10 protein-coding genes are annotated in these 16,008 nt (G+C 49.5%); 8 read left to right on the top strand and 2 right to left on the bottom strand.

The window, feature by feature from the left end; genetic code table 11:
• The first annotated feature begins 27 nt into the window (after positions 1-27).
• From Q8L79_RS05030 to erpA, 7 genes are all read left to right on the top strand, one after another.
• The gene (locus tag Q8L79_RS05030) at positions 28-2,760 is read left to right on the top strand and encodes a DEAD/DEAH box helicase family protein (protein WP_305268538.1); all 2,733 of its coding nucleotides are present in this window, start codon (positions 28-30) and stop codon (positions 2,758-2,760) included.
• Positions 2,761-2,779: 19 nt separating this feature from the next.
• Positions 2,780-5,314, top strand: coding sequence for a class I SAM-dependent DNA methyltransferase (locus Q8L79_RS05025; protein WP_305268537.1), 2,535 nt, complete (start codon positions 2,780-2,782; stop codon positions 5,312-5,314).
• Positions 5,311-7,002, top strand: coding sequence for a restriction endonuclease subunit S (locus Q8L79_RS05020; RefSeq protein ID WP_305268535.1), 1,692 nt, complete (start codon positions 5,311-5,313; stop codon positions 7,000-7,002). Before Q8L79_RS05025 ends, Q8L79_RS05020 begins: the two co-directional genes overlap by 4 nt.
• Positions 6,999-8,828, top strand: a complete 1,830-nt coding sequence (locus tag Q8L79_RS05015) for an AAA family ATPase (RefSeq protein WP_305268533.1) — start codon at positions 6,999-7,001, stop codon at positions 8,826-8,828. Before Q8L79_RS05020 ends, Q8L79_RS05015 begins: the two co-directional genes overlap by 4 nt.
• Positions 8,821-9,921: a hypothetical protein gene (locus Q8L79_RS05010; RefSeq protein ID WP_305268531.1), complete on the top strand. Its 1,101-nt coding sequence runs from the start codon at positions 8,821-8,823 to the stop codon at positions 9,919-9,921. Before Q8L79_RS05015 ends, Q8L79_RS05010 begins: the two co-directional genes overlap by 8 nt.
• A gap of 226 nt (positions 9,922-10,147) precedes the next feature.
• On the top strand, positions 10,148-11,179 hold the full coding sequence (gene argC, locus Q8L79_RS05005; RefSeq protein ID WP_305268530.1) for an N-acetyl-gamma-glutamyl-phosphate reductase: 1,032 nt from the start codon (positions 10,148-10,150) through the stop codon (positions 11,177-11,179).
• A gap of 96 nt (positions 11,180-11,275) precedes the next feature.
• Positions 11,276-11,608: an iron-sulfur cluster insertion protein ErpA gene (erpA, locus tag Q8L79_RS05000; RefSeq protein ID WP_305268529.1), complete on the top strand. Its 333-nt coding sequence runs from the start codon at positions 11,276-11,278 to the stop codon at positions 11,606-11,608.
• Between the two features lie 40 nt (positions 11,609-11,648).
• Here the strand turns inward: erpA and Q8L79_RS04995 are convergent, their stop codons facing one another.
• Positions 11,649-12,812, bottom strand: a complete 1,164-nt coding sequence (locus tag Q8L79_RS04995) for an anhydro-N-acetylmuramic acid kinase (protein ID WP_305268528.1) — start codon at positions 12,810-12,812, stop codon at positions 11,649-11,651.
• A gap of 9 nt (positions 12,813-12,821) precedes the next feature.
• Positions 12,822-14,306 (bottom strand): peptidoglycan DD-metalloendopeptidase family protein, encoded by a 1,485-nt coding sequence (locus tag Q8L79_RS04990; RefSeq protein WP_305268527.1) that lies wholly within the window; start codon positions 14,304-14,306, stop codon positions 12,822-12,824.
• Between the two features lie 180 nt (positions 14,307-14,486).
• Between Q8L79_RS04990 and tyrS the strand changes: the two genes are divergently transcribed.
• Complete coding sequence (gene tyrS, locus Q8L79_RS04985; protein WP_305268525.1) at positions 14,487-15,683, top strand: tyrosine--tRNA ligase; 1,197 nt, start codon at positions 14,487-14,489, stop codon at positions 15,681-15,683.
• Positions 15,684-16,008 lie beyond the last annotated feature (325 nt).

Genomic DNA, 16,008 nt, shown 5'->3' with positions numbered 1-16,008 from the left:
AGGTGTTTAAGGCAGGGAGGATAAATTGTGTCCGGTCTTAATCGTAATGAGTCTTTAACCAGGACTGAATTAATCGACAGCCAACTCGCTCGCGCGGGTTGGTCGAAAAGTCGACGAACGCTCATCGAAGAAGTCTTGCTCCAAACAGCAGATCCGAGCGGGGCATACGGCAACGAGCAGTTTGCCGATTATGTCTTACTGGGTTCGGATGGAATACCCCTTGCCGTGGTCGAAGCTAAGCGCACATCTCGTGATGAACTCTCAGGCAAACGCCAAGCGGCCGATTATGCGGACGCCATCAAAGCCAAATTTGGGGTTGATCCCTTCATCTTTCTAACCAACGGCAAAGAAATCCAGTTCTGGGATCGAGACCGCTATCCACCCAGAAAAGTTGCAGGTTTCTACACGCGGGATGATCTTGAGCGGCTGCGACACCAACAGCGCTATGCACAGACCTTGCATGATGTAGCCATCAATACCGATATTGCGGATCGCGTTTATCAGAACGAAGCTATCCGTCGCGTCACGGAAGGGATCGATGCCGCCAAACGCCGGTTTCTGCTGGTAATGGCAACCGGCACAGGCAAAACCCGCACGACCATTTCCCTTGTAGACACTCTGTTGCGCGCCAAGCGCGTACAGCGAGTATTGTTCTTGGCAGATCGCCGGGAACTCGTGCGACAAGCCATGTCCGAGTTCAAAACTCACCTTCCAAACGAGAGCCTCGCCCGCATCGAAAGCGGCGAGACATCCGGCGCGCGCATCCAGTTTTCCACCTATCCCAGCATGATGCAGGTATACGAACGCCTCTCGGTCGGTTACTACGACTTGGTCATCGCTGACGAAAGTCACCGCTCGATTTACCAGCGTTATAAAGCCATCTTCGACCATTTCGATGCGATTCAACTTGGCCTCACCGCTACACCGACCGACTATATTGACCACAACACCTTTGAGCTCTTCGATTGCGGCGACGGCGCGCCCAGCTATTACTATAGCTACGATCAAGCCATTGAGGATAAGAACCTCGTCAACTATCGTGTGCTGGATGCGCAAACCAACTTCCAAATCAAAGGCATTCAGGGCGATGCGCTGCCGGAACCTTTAAAGAAAATGGCCCGAGATCAAGGTGTGGAACTGGACGAGCTCAATTTCGACGGCAGCGACATCGAAAAAGGCATCGTCAACCAAGGTACCAACGATGCGATGGTTCGCGAGTTCATGGACAAGTGCCGCAAGGATGTTCGCGGCCTGCCGCACAAAAGCATCATCTTTTCCGTCAGCCACGCCCATGCCAAGCGTCTGTACGAAAGTTTCAATCGCCTCTATCCGGAACTGCAACGGCAAGGCATGGCCGAGATCATCGACAGTCATATGGAACGCGCCGATGCCACGCTGGATGACTTCAAATATAAAACCATGCCGCGTGTCGCCATTTCAGTGGACATGCTCGATACCGGCGTCGACGTGCCCGCCATCCAGAATCTCGTGTTTGCCAAGCCGGTATTCAGCCGCGTCAAATTCTGGCAAATGATCGGGCGCGGCACTCGGCTGCACACCGACAAGGCGAGCGGCAAAGTTAAAAAGGACTTTCTGATTATCGACCATTGGAAGAACTTCGCTTATTTCAAGCTCAAGCCAGACGGCGAGGTCGATCACCCCAGTGAGCCATTGCCCGTGCGTTTATTCCGGCTACGCCTGGAAAAGTGGCTACTCCTGCATGCACAGCAACTCGACAACGAGCCCACTGTAACCGAGTTACAAGCCATGCTTGCCGCACTCCCGCGTCAGAGCATCAACGTGCGGCCGCATTGGGATGAGCTAGACGCCTTGATGCAACAGTGGCCCACGCCCAGCCAAGCCGTACAAGAACATCTCTCGCAAACCATCGCGCCGTTGATGCGTCTCGCGCCGCTGTCGGGCCTGGATGAATTGCAATTTCGCGTCTGGTGCGAACGGCTTACCGTTGCGTGGTTGAAATCCGATGAGACCGAACAGGCCAAAGTGATGGAGCGCATTCAAGAGGCCGTCGCTAGTCTCGCCGACAACATTCCCGAAGTGCAACGCATTCAAGAACAACGCGCCTGGGTGCTTTCGGCAGGCTTTTGGCAGCACCTCGATTTGTCCAGGCTTGCCGCATTGCAAGCCACTTTTGCACCGTTGATGCGCTACCGCACCTCTACGCCCAATACCACGGTCGAAATCAATTTGCCGGATACCATCAGCCAACGCAGTTGGATTATTTACGGCCCCACCGGCGAAGGCGCTTTTGCCGAAAGTTATCGCGAACAGGTTGAGGCGCTGGTGCTGCGCTTGGCGGACGAGTTGCCGGCATTGGCTAAGCTCAAGAGCGGCGAGAATTTATCCGACGATGAACTCGACAGCATCGCCGCCACGCTTAACCGGACCGATTTATTCGTCACCGAAGACACATTGCGCAAAGCCTTCGAGCACCCCGCAGCTTCGCTCGCCGATTTCTTGCGCCACATCCTCTGTGAATACGCCCATCTGCCCAACCGGGAACAGCGCATCAACGCCGCTTTCGACAGCTTTATCTCACAGCACGGCTACCTGCGCGCCAATCAACTCACCTTCCTGCGCGCGGTAAAAACCGCGGTACTACGCCACGGACGCATTACTCGCGCGGCGCTCAGCGAACCGCCGCTGTCGCGTGTCGGCCGCGTCGAATCGTTGTTTCCGCCGCAGGATATAGAAGAACTCGTTGCTTTCGCCAACCAATTAGTTGACGAAGCCGCTTAAACCTAAGGAAAACCATTCAATGCTCGCCCCACACATCAAGAAAAAAGTCGACAAACTCTGGGACCGATTTTGGTCCGCCGGTCTGACCAACCCGCTGGTTGCCGTCGAACAAATCACCTACCTGCTGTTTCTCAAACGGCTGGAGGACATCGATAAGAAACGTATCGAGAAAAAACTGCCGTCAATTTATGCACTGACAGCGGCAGAACAAGCCCAGATTCAAGCCGCACCGCCGGAAAAGCGCGAGGCGCTACGCAAGCAGCTTGATGCGGAACCTTGCCGCTGGAGCTATATCCGTCAAGAAAAGACCAACCCTGCGCATCTGATTGAAAGGGTCTTTCCTTGGCTGCGGGGAATCGAGGCGCGTTTAACGAATGATGATAACGACACCGAGCTAGGCAGTCTTAACAACCGCATGGCCGACGCTTATTTCCAGCTCGACCCCAACAAAGGCCAAGTGCTGGGGGATGCCATCGATCTGATCGACCAGCTGTTCGCTCGCGTGGGCGACGGTTCCGCCGCTCAAGACATTATGGGCGACACCTTTGAACACCTGCTCAGCGAGATGTCCACGGCTGGTAAGAACGGCCAGTTCCGCACCCCGCGCCATTTGATCCGATTCATGGTTGAGTTACTTGATCCGGAACCCGGTCAGCGCATCATCGATCCGGCAGCGGGTACGGGCGGTTTTTTGTTCAGTGCCCAGCAATACCTGATGCGCAAGTATTCCGCGCAAGATATTGTGCTGCTGGAATGGGATGGAACGCCGCATCGAGCTCATGGCACAGGAGCCACGAAGGAGCAGTACGCCGCTATCCACCATGGCGCCAATTTCGTCGGCCTCGACAACGACCGCACCATGGCCCGCATCGGCTGGATGAACCTGGTGCTGCACGACGTCACCGACCCGCATCTACTGCAAGGCGATTCCTTGAGCAAACGCGACGGCAAGCCCAAACTGGCCGAACTGCTCAAGTCCGAGTCTTACGATTTCGTGCTGGCTAATCCGCCATTTACCGGCACCGTCGATACCAACGATTTGGAGAAAGATTCCCTCCTTTTTCCTCGTGTCGGAGGCGGAGGCAAGAAAAAAGACGATGCGCTGACCAACAAAAGCGAATTGCTGTTTTTGTGGCTGATGCTGGATTTGTTGGACGTCGGCGGTAGCTGCGCTGTCATCATTCCCGAAGGCGTATTGTTCGGCAATACCGATGCCCATAAAAGTCTGCGCCGCGAATTGCTGACCGAGCATGTCGTGGAAGGGGTTATCTCGCTGCCGGGCGGCGTGTTCCAGCCCTATACCGGCGTCAAAACCTCTATTCTGCTGTTTCGTAAGGAAACCCGCCGCGAGGAAAAGCAAAGTTTTACCGGCCAGAACCCGCGTACCGAATACGTCTGGTTTTACGAGGTCGAAGAAGATGGTTTCACGCGCGATGCCAAGCGCAACGGCCGTCCTGGTCAGCGCAACGATCTGTGGGATGCGCTGGTCAAGTTCAAGATATGGAAGAGCGAAGGCCGTACCGGCGCTAAGCGCTTTGAGAAGACCTTGTTGCAACCGAGTTTTCACCCCGAGCGCTGGAGGCAAGCACTGTTGCGCGATACCGCTGACAAACTTACCCCTGCTGGGGAAGCTTTTGCAGCGCTGCCCGACACCAATATGTGGGACGGTCAGGTTTGGGGCATCCATGAATTATTTTCTGATCTGCCGACCGATCCAAAGGAGGCTGAAAGCTTCATTTGTGAAAAAGTAAGAGATGATTTGGAAGAGCTACTTACAGATCGGCTTGCTGATTACATTGCCCCAGCACACATAAAAAGTACATTGAACTCAAAAGAAAACACGGAACTGACAAAGGCTTATTCGAAATTTATCACTGAGACCAAGCGCCTAGCTAATGCTTGCCGTGGATTGTTTGAGCCTGATGACTCGCCTGCATTAAAAGTTTGGAATGATTTAATTACATCAAGTATTAATAGCGATTGGTTGTCTATAGATGCCTATAGTAGCGCCGAGCAGAACGTCAAGTTAACTGCCGATAAGCAGGGTCAGCCAACCATTAGTTTCGACCCAAGGCTCGACGAAGGTAAATTTAAAAATCGCTTGTTAGGTTTAGCTCGTGAAGTCGCCAAGCTTGATGGCTTCGATGTTACATTGCGTAGTCTCGCCATCGACCAAGAGACTGATCTTACCGCTGCCAAACATTGGGTGGTGCCGGTGCGCGAATGGCTGCTTAATGACGAGTGGCAATCGGCCGACGGTAGTCTCAAAGGCTCGCACGACGCCAACGGCTTGGTGCGTCCGCAATACGTCGAGACCATGTTGGCTAAGCGGCTCTATGATGAAAAGGGGCAGTTGAAAGATGGCCTGCTTGACCCCGATTGTATCGAAGCCCGCGATTGGAATCTTTCCGCCGGGCAATACAAACCTTTTGATCTCACACAGCTCAAAAGCGACAAAAGCGTGGTGGAGTTAATAGGTGAGCTACTCCAAACCGAGCAGCAGATTATCAGAGATTTGGACAAACTGTTGGTTATGGTGGAGGAACGGGAATGAGTTGGCCTCATGTGCGCCTAGCACCATCACTGGCGCAAATCGTTCGTGGAGTGACTTTCTCGCAAGGTGACGTCTTTTCCAGCCCAATGCCAGACGCAGTGTCCGTTCTTCGAGCAGGAAATATCCAAGATAGACTAATCATTGATCGTGATTTAGTCTGGATTTCTTCGTCTTTCGTGTCCGATGCACAGCGATTGAAAAAGAATGACATTGTTGTATGCATGTCATCGGGCAGTTCCTCGATTGTCGGCAAATCTGCGATATTGGAGGAGGACTTTGATGGAACATGGGGGGCTTTCAATGCGGTAATTCGAGCCAAGCCAGATGTCCTGTTACCGAAATATTTATCTTGTTGGCTAGATTCGCCAGCTTTTCGAGCTTGGAGAGATAGACAAGTGCAAGGCGCCAACATTCAGAATATTCGGCAGTCTGACCTCGCATCGATGATAATTCCGCTCCCAACTCTCCTTGAACAACAGCGTATCGTCGATGTGTTGCAGCAGGCTGAAGCGCTAGTTGCTCGGCAAAAAGCACGAAGTGGACAACTCAACTTGATGATCAAGGCTTATCTTGATCGGTTAGTCCTGGGCGTTGATGGAGTCGAGTGGGTACAACTCGGCACCCTCGTTGAAACTCGTTATGGCACGTCTGTTTCGGCAGATGAAGAGATTGGTTTCGGTACACCAGTTCTTCGTATTCCGAACGTGATGGGTGGTGAAGTCGATACGACAGATATGAAATACGTTGGGTTGTCCTCGGCTGAATTGGATCGACTGCTTTTAACCAAAGCCGATGTGCTTATTGTCCGATCAAACGGTAATCCTGATTACGTTGGCCGCTCAGCGCCCATTACGGAAGATATTGTAAAGGCGGGGATGGTTTATGCGTCCTACCTGATTCGTTTACGTACCAACACAGAGCAGCTGCTTCCAGAGTATTTGAGCTCGTTTCTCAATAGTACATTTGGCAGAGCAGCAATGCGCAATACGATTCGCACAACAGCGGGTCAGAGCAATTTGAGTGGCGAAAATCTGACAAAAATCAGAATTCCGCTACCAGCGATTTCTGAGCAAAAGAAGTTCGCCGCGTTTTGGCACGAGGTTAGATTATTGCGACAGCTTATTTCTCAGTCCGAGCGAATTGCCAAGCGACTTCAGTCGGAGCTGACAGTCTTTGCGCTTTCTGGTGAACTGACCGAGAAGTGGCGAGAAGTACATCAAAAAGAGATTGAAGCCGCAATAATCGAAAGAGATCAAATACTGCGCGAACGCGGAGCTAAAGTATCTATTCGCACCGAAGTCTTCGCTCCACCTGAACGCTCCGCTGATTTTCCCCGCCCCACGCGCTACTGGCTACTCAATGAGTTGAGCGAATTTCAGGGATTTGTGCTTGATGCCATGCGTGAGTGGAAGGGAACGTTACTTGCCGATAATGCTTCCGATCTTGATGAGTTTTGTCGGCTATGGCCCATTGAGCACGAGCGTAATATGCACGACCGAGTCAAGCGCGCACTGGAACAGCTTGCCGCTTTGGGATTGATCGCCAAGGTGGCATTACCCAACGACAACGGCGACTTTGTTACTGGCTATCGCCGATTGCGGCCGGAGGAAAAATCCCGACTCAACGATATTGCTGCTTTGCAAGCATCGTTAGAGAGCATTAGTCATGAAGCAGGCACTGCATCATGAAGTTGCGTTACCTGCATATCCGTAATTATCCGCCGCTAAACAAAGCGCAAATTGTTTTCTCCAGCCATTCGCCGCTCGATAGATTATGTGCGATTCGCTTTGTTGTCGGGGTTAACGGCAGCGGTAAATCCCATCTTTTACGGGCTATTAGCAAAGTGTTTTTGTCGCTTGCCGATTGGTGCGCGCCTCACTTTCCGGTTTCTTTGGTCTATGAACTCGGGCGGGATCGTCCGGCCCCTGTTGTGGATCAATATATTGTGGGTAATGAAGCCGTTGTAGGAGGAAGCCAACGTCAAACCGTTATTCTGTCGGCACTGCGTGAAGAAGAACAGTTAGAGCCTGCGCTTTGGGTGAGCGAGAGTTTTACCTTCCTGCCGACAGCCACCAATGACGATTTTGAAGAGCTGATTCGGTCGTTGTATGCCAAGCAGGCGGCTTTTGAGCCCTTGCCGCACGGCTTCCGTGCGGTCATTGCGCCCGGAAATTGGCCCAGTGGGCGAGGTACCGCACAGCTACCTTATTTGCCGCGCACTGTGCTGGCTTACACCACCGGTGCGCTGGCTTCGTGGCAAAGCCTTTGGGAGCGCAACTCTGACAGCGAAGGCGTCGATCTAGTGTCCCAGTCTGATGAATACGACTCGACTCGTGAGCGGCCTCCCGGTTGGAATAGAGATAAAGAACACGAACATCTGCTGAATGAAATCTTGTTACAGGACGAAGACAGCGAAGCTAATAGTGAGCAGATGAATCAAATGGCGCAGTTAGCTCAGGATATTGGTTCAAAGGCCTGGGAACCTATTTTGGTTACGCCCGAGCTGCTTAAGTTTGCGGTGCTTTCTGTGGCTTTGCCGGTAGGGCTGAAAGATGTTTTTTCCGGGACTGTAGAGCCTGATCCGTCAAACCAGATATTACGTGAGTTATTGAGCAGAGCCGGTTGGAAGTGGCCTGTTTCAGTCGCTGTGACGATTGATTTTCAGCCCGATAGACTGCCCGAGAAGAAATTACGCCGCTTGCTGCCGTGGTTTTATGCCGCCGGGGAAGTGATTGCGCAGCCGAACCCCAGTAGCTTGCGTATCCTCCACTACGATATTGGCGGAGACTTCGATCCCGACCTTGTGCCGGATGCGCCGGGAATGGAAGAGCTGCGGCAAGTTACTGAGAAGACGCAAGGCCACGCCTTGCAGGCATTGATAGGCAACGAGAACAATTTCAGCGCCTATGAACGCTTCCAACGGCTTTGCGATTTGCATGAAGAAGGTTTGATTGCTGAAATTTCGTTTTGTCTCCGCAAAGACGATACCGACGATTTGATTCGCTTTGATGAATTGTCCGACGGCGAGCAAATGGTGTTGGGACGTATGGCCTTGTTCCATTTGCTGGAAGGACAGCAGGATGCCTTATTGTTATTGGACGAGCCGGAGACGCATTTTAACGACAAGTGGAAGCGGGAAATCGTCGACATCATTGACGCCGCTATTGGCCGCACCGCCAACGACGTACTGATTTCCACGCATTCGGCCATCGTATTAAGCGATGTGTTCAATGATGAAATCGTGATGATGCAGAAGACCGCCGACGGTTCAGTGATTCGGTCGGTGTCTGAACAAACCTTCGCCACTGACCCCAGCGCCCTGATGATGACTGTGTTCGAAGCCGAAGACAGCATCGGTAAGCGGGCGCAAGAATTTATTGAGGAAAAATTAAGCTTAGCCAGCGGTACTGAGGCTGACATCCAGCAATTAGAGCAACTGATTGCCCGCATGGGCTCCGGCTTCTACCGTAGTGAGTTGCGTACGCTGTTGAATAAATGGAAGGGTCATGCTTAAGCCTATCTGTCATATTGCTTGCACTCCAGCCCTGCGTGCCTGCCGTCGCCTGCAAGAGCATCTGGTGGCTTGGCTTTGCGACGTGAATGTCGGTTCGGCGGACATTGTTAAAGTCAATCTGATGCCTCCGCGCGTTCCCACGCAAATTGAGGCGGACTGGCTTTGGGCATTTTTGCAACGTGAGCTTGCCGGGAAGCCCTTGCTTTCAAGAGCTCAAGCCGTGGCGGCCATGTCACAAGCAGACAAGGAATTTTTGAATGACTGGGTCGCAGCAGTCAGCAATCTGGAGAAACAGTTTCAACCCAATTCGCCTGCTTGGCCGATAGCCCGCCCGGCTATTCCCGATATGTCGTGGCAAGCATTCAGGGAGTTAATGGAAGCTTTCTACGAGAAGGGCTTTCGTAGCGGTCTTCCTTATGCAGCGAATGGTTCGCCTGTGACTAACGGTGGCGTAACGTATGCTCAGTTTGTCAAAGAATTTCGCGATACGCACCGACTGAACCCGAATCCGGGCGCCAGAGAAGTTTGTGTACTGTGCGGAGGCGAACTTAAAGATATTGAAGTAGATCACTGGATTGCCAAGAGCGTTTACCCACTATTGAGCGTTTGCGCCGATAACTTGCTGCCTATCTGTGGGGAGTGCAATTGCACCGATAACAAAGGTACTAAGGCCGTTCACGTCCAGGGTAGCTTTTCAGATTGGTTTCATCCTTATCGACGACATGCCAACGGTAATATTCGGCTGAACTACGATTTGCAAAAGCGTTCAATAATTAGTGCGCCAATAAATCCGACAGACGCGGCAAAAGTCGTTAACCTCGACAATCTGCTTAATTTAAGTAAACGCTGGACGCGTGAGTTCAAGGCGGAATATGCGAAGCAGCAAGGCGTATTGCTCCAACGCGAGCGACGCCGGATAATGAGGGCTCAGGCGAGGCATACGCAGGACGAAATCCTGCTACATTTGCAGAACGTACAAGGCGATCTTGTATCGACTGAACCCCATTACGAAGTCCATAGCATTTTATGCATCGCTATGCTTGATCAGTCTAGGTTGGCTGCATGGAAAGCCGAGCTAGAGTTAGTTGAATGAACACCCCAGATCCTGTTCGAACCGTGCTGAGGCTAGCTCCGGCTTAGATAAAATCTCATTGGTGACGGCGTAGCTGCAAAAATGAACGATTTGTTCAACTTTAAAACACTCATTGGTAATCATCTGATTAGGAAGCGGCATAGTTACAACATCGTCAATAATCCAAGTTGCGGTTATTATATGCCCCAGTTATTTTTATAAACAACGTGTGGGTAGGATAAAACAGATGATTCGTGCAGGTATTGTGGGCGGAACCGGATATACCGGTGTTGAGTTATTGCGGATTTTAGCGTTGCATTCGGATGTCGAGGTGGCGGTTGTAACTTCGCGCGCCGATGCAGGCGTTAGAGTGGATGCGCTTTATCCCAGTTTGCGGGGGTTTATCGACGCCGTATTTAGCTTGCCCGAAGTCGAAACCTTGGCCGAATGCGATGTGGTGTTTTTTGCGACGCCGAACGGCACGGCGATGCTGATGGCGGAGCGGTTGCTGACGCGCGGCGTTAAAGTGATCGATCTTTCCGCTGATTTCAGGTTGAAAGATGCAAAGGAATGGAGCAAATGGTACGGTATGGAGCATGCTTGTCCCGATTTAATCGCCGAGGCGGTTTACGGTTTGCCGGAACTGAATCGCGAGGCAATTAAACAGAGTAATTTAATCGCTTGTCCGGGCTGCTATCCAACCGCCGTGCAGCTGGGTTTTTTGCCGTTACTTGAAAACGATCTGATTGATGTTAAGCATTTAATCGCCGATGTTAAATCGGGCGTCAGCGGGGCGGGGCGTAAAGCGGAGTTGGCGACGTTAATGAGCGAAACCGGCGAGAGTTTTAAAGCGTATGCGGTTGGCGGTCACCGGCATTTGCCTGAGATTGCTCAAGGGCTTGAGTTGATGGCTGGAAAATCGGTCGGATTGACCTTCGTACCGCATTTAACGCCAATGATCCGAGGTATACACGCTACTTTATATGGTCAGTCGCACGGTAATCCTGATGACGTGCAGGCCTTGTACGAAAAAAGATATGCTAACGAAACGTTTGTTGATGTATTGCCGCCAGGTTCGCATCCTGATACCCGAAATGTACGGGGCAGCAATAACTGCCAGATTTCGATTCACCGGCCGCAGGGCGGTCAAACTATCGTGGTGTTATCGGTGATTGATAACCTGGTTAAGGGCGCAGCGGGGCAGGCGGTGCAAAATATGAATCTGATGTTTGGGCTAAAGGAAGACTCGGGATTAAAGAGTGTTGCGCTTTATCCATAGGGCAAATAATCAGTTGTACACACATTCATAATTCTTGACTAAAAAGCTGGGTATAGTCATAATTTCTTCCAACTTCATTTTTATAGTGTTACATGTATGTCTAATCCGATAGTTTTTACTGACAGCGCCGCCACCAAGGTGGGTGAATTAATAGCCGAGGAAGGTAATGATAATCTGAAGCTGAGAGTTTATGTTTCAGGAGGGGGGTGTTCAGGGTTTCAATATGGCTTTACTTTTGATGAAGAAGTCAATGAAGATGATACCTGCGTTGAAAACGGCGGTGTCACGGTATTGATTGACTCGATGAGTATTCAATATTTAACCGGCGCTGAAATCGATTATAAAGAAGATTTGTCAGGCGCTCAGTTCGTTATCCGTAACCCTAACGCGACCACTACCTGCGGTTGCGGGTCTTCTTTTTCCGCGTAGTTATTTTATAGTTTCTCCCCCCTCGTTGGGCGACAGGGTGTCACCTACAGGGATGTAGGTGCTTAGCGTGAGCAGGAGCGGAAGCTGCGCCCTTTTTGTTTCCCTGATAAATTCCTCCAAGAATGACAGAGTTCATTGCTCCTGTTACTTCTTTAAGATTGCCCGGCAGATTGTTTAACGTTTGTCTGGCTAACCATGCGAAAGCCACAGCCTCAACATGATCGGGATGAAGTCCATACTGCTCTGTTGATTCAACCGGGCAGTCAATGTTTTGTTGGATGAGCTCCAGTAAATATTCATTGTGAATACCGCCGCCGCAAATCAATATGCGCTCAGTAGCCGGTGCGTGCTTTTTGATCGCATCGCAAATCGTTATCGCCGTCAGAAAACATAAGCTGGCTTGTATGTCCTCGGCTTTGTAACTGAATGCGTCGAAATACTGATAAATCCAGGGAAGTGAAAAATATTCTTTGCCGGTGCTTTTTGGCGGAGCGGCGTTGAAATAGGCGTCTTGTTTTAATAGCGCTACCAAGCCATGATCGATATTGCCGGTTTTGGCCCAGGCGCCGTTTTTATCGTACGACTGGTTTTGGTGCAGCTTGATCCACAGATCCATTAAGGTGTTGCCGGGGCCGGTATCAAAGCCGATGACTTCTGCCGACTGCTGTTTAGGCAAGACGGTAATATTGGCTATGCCGCCGATATTTACGATGCAGCGATGTTCATGTGGGTGGTGGAAAACGGCTTGATGAAAAGCCGGAACCAGCGGTGCGCCTTGGCCTTTGGCTGCAATATCCCGGCGTCTGAAATCGGCCACGGTGGTAATGCCGGTAAGTTCGGCAATTATATTGGGATCGCCGATTTGCAGGGAAAAAGGAAATCGGATGTCAGGCGCATGGTAAATGGTTTGTCCATGGCTGCCGATGGCATTGATCGATGAGGCGGGAATGTCGGCTTTAGCAAGCAAGGCATTAACGGCCTTTGCGAATAAGTGGCCGAGTCGGGCATCCATTGTGCCGTATTCTTTGAGCGAAATTAGCATGTCAGGCTTGCTAAGTTGCTGAATTGTACTTTGAATATCGCCGGGAAAGGGCAGGTATTCAAATTCGACAAGACGGGCTTCATTGTTTTTAAAATCCACAAGAGCGGCGTCAATGCCATCCAGGCTGGTTCCGGACATGAGTCCAATATAAAGTTCAGGCATCGATTTTGATTAATCGTAACGAGAAGACTGCATGGATGCAGGGGGTAGGGCAATGCCGGGAGCAATTGCCGAAGGGTTTTTTGCAAATAAACTTTTGGCTTTGGCCTGAGCAAGTTGAGTAAAGAACGGCTGGGTTTGAGTATTGAAGTCGGCCAGTAATACATTACTTATAGGCATTGAATGCGGTATCTTTACCGTTTCAGGATCGCGATAAAGTCCGTCCACATGAAACTCATAATGTAGGTGAGGGCCAGTGGCCAAGCCGGTTTGGCCCACAAAGCCGATAACATCGCCCTGTTTAACATGATTGCCGACTGTTAAGCCTTTCTTAAAATCAGACATATGCGCATAAAGTGTTTCATAGTGATCATTATGTTGAATAATGACTACTTGTCCATAAGCGCCTTTGCGGCCACTAAAGGTAACGATTCCGTCCCCGGTTGTTTTGACAGGTGTACCGATTCTTGCGGCATAATCAATGCCTTTGTGAGCGCGGATTCTGTTAAGTATGGGGTGCTTACGGTGCATGTCAAAAGGGGAGCTGATCTTTGCAAAGTCAACAGGCGTAGTTAAAAAAGCTCTTTGCATGGACTGCCCGTCGGGCGTGTAATAACTGGCAATGCCGAATTCATTGATGTATCTGACTGCGGTGTATGACGATCCTTGGTTAATAAACTCAGCGGCAATGATTTCGTCGCTGTCAGTTTCTTTACCATCAACTATTTTCTTCCCATAAACAACCGTGAATTGATCGCCAGGGCGTAGATTGGTGGCAAAATCAATGTCCCATGCAAAAATATCGGTAAGTTGCAGGATCAGCTCTTTTGATAAGTCGGCTTCGAGGCCATCCAGAAATAAGGATGTTTCTATAGATACATGAGCGGTGTTGATTTTTGTGATTTGTGGATGGTCGATTAAGGTGCGATGGAATTGTTTGTCATTATTTGTGTGGATGATTTGATCTGATTCTGCATTATCCAAGTCCAGATTAGCAGGGGCGTGTTTTTGCATTTTCTTGTAGTGGAGGGGTTTGATTGATACAGACTCGCTCGACTTGGAAGAAATAACGGTATGCTTTCTGGTGGACGGATCATCAAGAGAAGCAACAGCGTTAGTTTTATGGCTCGACTTGGACGAGACAATAGACTGCTTGTTGCTTTTTAACTTGGCGGAAACGATGGTTTGCTTTTTTGCAGTAGTTTTAGATGCTGAGGCAGATTTTCTTTGCGTCGTTAGCTTGGATACAGCAATAGAGTCTTTTTTATTGGTGGACTTTGATGAAATAGGATTCTTTTTGTTGTTTGATTTGGTCTTAACAGGTGCCGCAGAGGTGTTTTTTTTATTATCAGGTTTGGTATGTTTTGACTGAAGGGGGGCGGCAGAAATAGTTTTAGCTGTTGCGTGCATGCTTGCTGGCTTTGTCTGTGTGTAGCCGGTTACTGAAAAGGCTACGCTAATTCCAAAGAGCAAGTATGTGTAGATTTTATTTTTCACTAGGCTGTGCTAAGTAATTGAAAATTATATAAATCAAGAAGCGTTTAATGGATTTGCGATTTCATTTTAAGCGGTTTTAAAGGTTTTTACCAATTAATTAGGTCATATAAAAGTTTTTATTCAGCGGAGCTGATTATTAATTCTATAATGGATTATTTATAGATATTTTGGAGAAAGAAATTGCAAGAGGACGTATTGGCACACCTTCTTAGAGGGACTGATGAGGTTTTAATCAAGCAAGAGTTAATTAAAAAATTGGAAGAGGGGCGGCCTCTTCGAATTAAGGCGGGCTTTGACCCGACTGCCCCCGATTTGCATTTGGGTCATACGGTATTGATTAATAAATTGAAGCAATTTCAAGAGTTGGGGCACGAGGTGTTGTTTCTGATTGGTGATTTTACCGGGATGATTGGCGATCCAACAGGGAAAAATGTTACACGTAAGCCATTGACTCGGGATGAGGTTATTGACAATGCAAAAACCTATGAGGAGCAAATATTTAAAATCCTGGATCCGACTAAAACATTGGTAATGTTTAATTCAAGCTGGATGAATGCGATGTCGTCGGCCGATTTGATTCAATTGGCCGCAAAGCATACTGTGGCCAGAATGCTGGAGCGGGATGATTTTAGCAAGCGTTTTAAAGGTGGTCAGCCTATTGCAATACATGAATTTTTGTACCCTTTAATTCAAGGCTATGATTCTGTGGCGATGAAGGCCGATGTGGAATTAGGCGGAACGGATCAAAAGTTTAACTTGCTGGTTGGGCGGCAATTACAAGAGGCTTTTGGGCAAAAGCCGCAGGTCGTCATGACAATGCCAATTTTGGAAGGCTTGGACGGCGTACAAAAAATGTCCAAGTCACTTAATAATTATGTGGGCATAGCCGACTCTGCTGATGATATGTTTGGCAAATTAATGTCAATATCAGATGAGTTGATGTGGCGTTATTTCGAATTGTTGAGTTTTCGTCCCATGACTGAAATAGGGTTATGGGCGGAGGAGTGTAAGCAAGGTGCAAACCCGAGGGACTATAAAGTAAGGTTGGCTCAGGAAATTATAGAAAGATTTCATGATGCGTCCGCTGCGGTTAAGGCTCTGGAAAACTTTGAAGCGAGATTTCAGCGTGGAGCGATGCCTGATGAAATGGATGAGTTGGAATTAAAGATGGATGGTGTCGGTTATGGTATAGCGAATCTATTAAAAGATGCCGGATTAACAGAGAGTACATCCGAGGCTAATCGCATGATAAAACAGGGAGCGGTGAAAATTGACGGAGAGAAAGTCTCTGATCAAAAGCTGGAAATTTCGGCAGGTACCAATCATGTTTATCAGGTAGGAAAAAGAAAATTTGCGCGGGTAACGATAACCTCTTGACGCAGTCAGAAAAAGCTGTAGAATGCGCAGTTCTTTCAGGGCAGGCGCCTTGGCAGAGACAGCAACAAGAAATAAAGTTGGCAAGCATGTTGACAAGCGGACTGGGTAGGTTATAATGGTCGGCTTCATCGGGGTTCGGTAAACGGCTTCGGTGGTTCGGGATGAAAAAATAAAGTTAACAAGATGTTGACAAACTGAATTGGATCTGTATAATTGTCCAGCTCAACCGGGGTTTAACTCCACGCTCTTTAAAAACCTGATCAAAATAATTTGTGTGGGTGCTTGTGATGGATTGTTTATGCTTGTAATAAATAATCGACACAAG

The organism is Methylobacter sp., assembly GCF_030680395.1.
Taxonomy (GTDB): domain Bacteria; phylum Pseudomonadota; class Gammaproteobacteria; order Methylococcales; family Methylomonadaceae; genus Methylobacter_A.
The sequence above is the reverse complement of the archived record's forward strand: the minus strand, read 5'-3'. Positions and strand labels throughout refer to the sequence as shown.

Bases quoted from the DNA above. Each gene is read 5' to 3' on its own strand.
- Q8L79_RS05020 (WP_305268535.1), top strand. From the start codon at position 5,311: ATGAGTTGGCCTCATGTGCGCCTAGCACCATCACTGGCGCAAATCGTT.
- Q8L79_RS05025 (WP_305268537.1), top strand. From the start codon at position 2,780: ATGCTCGCCCCACACATCAAGAAAAAAGTCGACAAACTCTGGGACCGA.
- argC (WP_305268530.1), top strand. From the start codon at position 10,148: ATGATTCGTGCAGGTATTGTGGGCGGAACCGGATATACCGGTGTTGAG.
- Q8L79_RS04995 (WP_305268528.1), bottom strand. From the start codon at position 12,812: ATGCCTGAACTTTATATTGGACTCATGTCCGGAACCAGCCTGGATGGC.
- erpA (WP_305268529.1), top strand. From the start codon at position 11,276: ATGTCTAATCCGATAGTTTTTACTGACAGCGCCGCCACCAAGGTGGGT.
- Q8L79_RS05010 (WP_305268531.1), top strand. From the start codon at position 8,821: ATGCTTAAGCCTATCTGTCATATTGCTTGCACTCCAGCCCTGCGTGCC.
- Q8L79_RS05015 (WP_305268533.1), top strand. From the start codon at position 6,999: ATGAAGTTGCGTTACCTGCATATCCGTAATTATCCGCCGCTAAACAAA.